Origin of the sequence: uncultured Algibacter sp. (assembly GCF_905480415.1) — a bacterium.
Taxonomy (GTDB): domain Bacteria; phylum Bacteroidota; class Bacteroidia; order Flavobacteriales; family Flavobacteriaceae; genus Algibacter_B.
In genome coordinates, this window is the sequence record NZ_CAJQQI010000171.1 from 1 (window position 1) to 2,620 (window position 2,620).

Genomic DNA, 2,620 nt, shown 5'->3' on the forward strand with positions numbered 1-2,620 from the left:
AACGAATACTTATAGGCTATGGCCAATAAGATTCATTTGAAATTTGTCATTCCTGTGAAAATGGGAATCAAAAATTATAAAACAAAAATCCCGCAATTAAATTGCGGGATTTTTTTGTTTTAAAAAGTACTGTATGTTTTACTAAACTACTTTTACGTTTACGGCATTTAAGCCTTTTCTTCCTTCTTCTAAATCAAATTCAACTAGATCGCCTTCGCGAATTTCGTCTATTAATCCAGAAATGTGAACAAAATGTTCTGTGTTTGAACCTTCTTCAGTTATAAATCCGAATCCTTTTGAATCGTTGAAGAATTTTACTGTTCCTTTACTCATTGTATTAAATTTTAATTATTATAAATAGTATTAAGCAAAGTCTATGCCACAAAAAAAAGCCTACCAAATAAATGATAGGCTCTAAGTTGTAATTGTTAAGAGTATATCGTTAGATTACTTTTACGTTTACGGCGTTTAATCCTTTTTTACCTTCTTGTAAATCGAATTCTACTGCATCACCTTCACGAATTTCATCGATTAATCCAGAAATGTGTACGAAATGTTCTTTGTTGTTGTCATCTTCAGTAATGAATCCAAATCCTTTAGAATCATTGAAAAATTTTACGGTACCTTTACTCATTGTATTTGTATTATAATAATTAATATTTTGCAAATATACTGCAATTAATTTATAAAACGTTAAAAACAAAAAAAGCCTATCAAATAAATGGTAGACTTTAAGTTGTAATTGTTAAATAGTATATCGTTAGACTACTTTTACGTTTACGGCGTTTAATCCTTTTCTACCTTCTTGTAGATCGAATTCTACAACATCACCTTCACGAATTTCATCGATTAATCCAGAAATGTGTACGAAATGTTCTTTGTTGTTGTCATCTTCAGTAATGAATCCAAATCCTTTAGAATCATTGAAAAATTTTACGGTACCTTTACTCATCTTGTGTGTATTAAAATAATTTAAGTTGCAAAGATAATGTAAAAAATAATAAATTTTATTTTTTTTGATTAATTTTTTGTAACATCGGTACTGTCTAATTATCTTAAAATCAGTTTTTTAATAATTATTTTGCCTAATTCTTCATTAAGCATATTAATTATTTTTTCTTTTCCGTAGCTTAATTCTTCTCTTAAAACACTTGAACTTAATTGTACATATAAGGTTTCACGTTCTAAGCTTACTGAGTTTGTGTAGTTGTTAACGCCATTACCCATAAGTTTTGCCCAAGCATCTGCAACGTTAACTTTATTTAATCCTTTTTCAAGTTTATTGGTTTCTACAAATTCTTTTAAAGCGTCTTGAATACTAAGATGTTCGTTGTTGCGTTTTGCCATGATTCAGATTATAATTTAAAAACCTCATAAGATTGATGGACTTGCTTTACAGCATTTTCGGTGCGTTCAGCATGAGTATCACTAATAAATAGTTGACCGAAATTCTCATCATCCACTAATTTAATGATTTGTGCCACACGTTGTTCATCTAATTTATCAAAAATATCATCAAGCAGCAAAATTGGGTTTACGCCACTTTGTGCTTTTATAAAATCGAACTGTGCCAATTTTAAAGCTATTAAAAAAGACTTTTGCTGCCCTTGACTTCCAAACTTCTTAATAGGATGCGCATCAATATTAAAATGTAAATCATCTTTGTGAATTCCAACACTTGTATACTGCAATGCTTTGTCTTTATTTATCGAGGCTCGTAAAAGTGTAGTTAAGTCGTCTTCAAATAAATGGCTATCATAGATTAAATCAACAGATTCATTACCATTACTAATAGCTAGGTAACGCGATTTAAAAATCGGGATAAACACTTTTAAAAAAGCATCTCGTTTTTCAAATATTTGCTTCCCATAGTCTGTAAGTTGAGTGTTATAAACCTCTAAAGTATCATTGTTAAAAGTGTGATTGAGTGCGAAATATTTCAATAAAGCATTACGTTGTGCCAGTATTTTATTGTAATTAATCAGGTGATTTAGATAGGTTTTATCACTTTGTGAAATTACACTATCTATAAACTTTCTTCTCGTATTACTGCCTTCTATAATTAAATCTCTATCTGCGGGAGAAATGATAACCAAGGGTAAAAAACCAATATGCTCACTAAATTTCTCATAAGCTTTTCCATTGCGTTTAATCACTTTTTTTTGTCCTCGTTTTAGGCTGATTCCTACTTTTTCGGTTTTGTTATCTTTATCATAATTACCATTAATGACAAAAAATTCTTCGTTGTGTTTTATGTTTTGAGTCGCTACTGGGTTAAAATAGCTTTTTCCGAAAGATAAATGATATATAGCATCGAGTACGTTGGTTTTTCCGATACCATTATTTCCAACAATACAATTTATTTTATCATTAAAAATGAACGATTTACTATCGAAATTTTTATAATTGAGCAAAGAAAGTGATTTTAAAATCATACAAAAAGCAACTTATAGGCAATTAGGAGGTAAACTCTTAAAGAGAAGTGCAAATTATTGAAAAATATCAAATAAATAACCTTTTAGTTCTGAAGAAAAAATATATTCAATGGCCACTATTTATAAAATTTGTTTAAACGTTTTGTTAAAAAACAGAATTATATAGAAAAATAGTACAACTACTC

General features: G+C 28.9%; 5 protein-coding genes. All 5 read right to left on the minus strand.

Going from position 1 to position 2,620, the window contains the following annotated elements; genetic code table 11:
• Nucleotides 1–141 precede the first annotated feature (141 nt).
• Complete coding sequence (locus QZ260_RS11745) at nucleotides 142–333, minus strand: cold shock domain-containing protein (protein ID WP_034044446.1); 192 nt, start codon at nucleotides 331–333, stop codon at nucleotides 142–144.
• Nucleotides 334–442: 109 nt separating this feature from the next.
• The gene (locus tag QZ260_RS11750; protein ID WP_072402704.1) at nucleotides 443–634 is read right to left on the minus strand and encodes a cold shock domain-containing protein; all 192 of its coding nucleotides are present in this window, start codon (nucleotides 632–634) and stop codon (nucleotides 443–445) included.
• A 126-nt stretch (nucleotides 635–760) separates the two neighbouring features.
• Complete coding sequence (locus tag QZ260_RS11755; protein ID WP_295986461.1) at nucleotides 761–952, minus strand: cold-shock protein; 192 nt, start codon at nucleotides 950–952, stop codon at nucleotides 761–763.
• A 98-nt stretch (nucleotides 953–1,050) separates the two neighbouring features.
• Nucleotides 1,051–1,347 (minus strand): DUF721 domain-containing protein, encoded by a 297-nt coding sequence (locus QZ260_RS11760; RefSeq protein WP_295986463.1) that lies wholly within the window; start codon nucleotides 1,345–1,347, stop codon nucleotides 1,051–1,053.
• Between the two features lie 8 nt (nucleotides 1,348–1,355).
• Nucleotides 1,356–2,435: a DNA replication/repair protein RecF gene (locus QZ260_RS11765; RefSeq protein WP_295986465.1), complete on the minus strand. Its 1,080-nt coding sequence runs from the start codon at nucleotides 2,433–2,435 to the stop codon at nucleotides 1,356–1,358.
• Nucleotides 2,436–2,620: the final 185 nt, after the last annotated feature.

Coding starts and splice junctions, on each gene's coding strand:
- QZ260_RS11750 (WP_072402704.1), bottom strand. CDS start 634: ATGAGTAAAGGTACCGTAAAATTTTTCAATGATTCTAAAGGATTTGGA.
- QZ260_RS11745 (WP_034044446.1), bottom strand. CDS start 333: ATGAGTAAAGGAACAGTAAAATTCTTCAACGATTCAAAAGGATTCGGA.
- QZ260_RS11765 (WP_295986465.1), bottom strand. CDS start 2,435: ATGATTTTAAAATCACTTTCTTTGCTCAATTATAAAAATTTCGATAGT.
- QZ260_RS11755 (WP_295986461.1), bottom strand. CDS start 952: ATGAGTAAAGGTACCGTAAAATTTTTCAATGATTCTAAAGGATTTGGA.
- QZ260_RS11760 (WP_295986463.1), bottom strand. CDS start 1,347: ATGGCAAAACGCAACAACGAACATCTTAGTATTCAAGACGCTTTAAAA.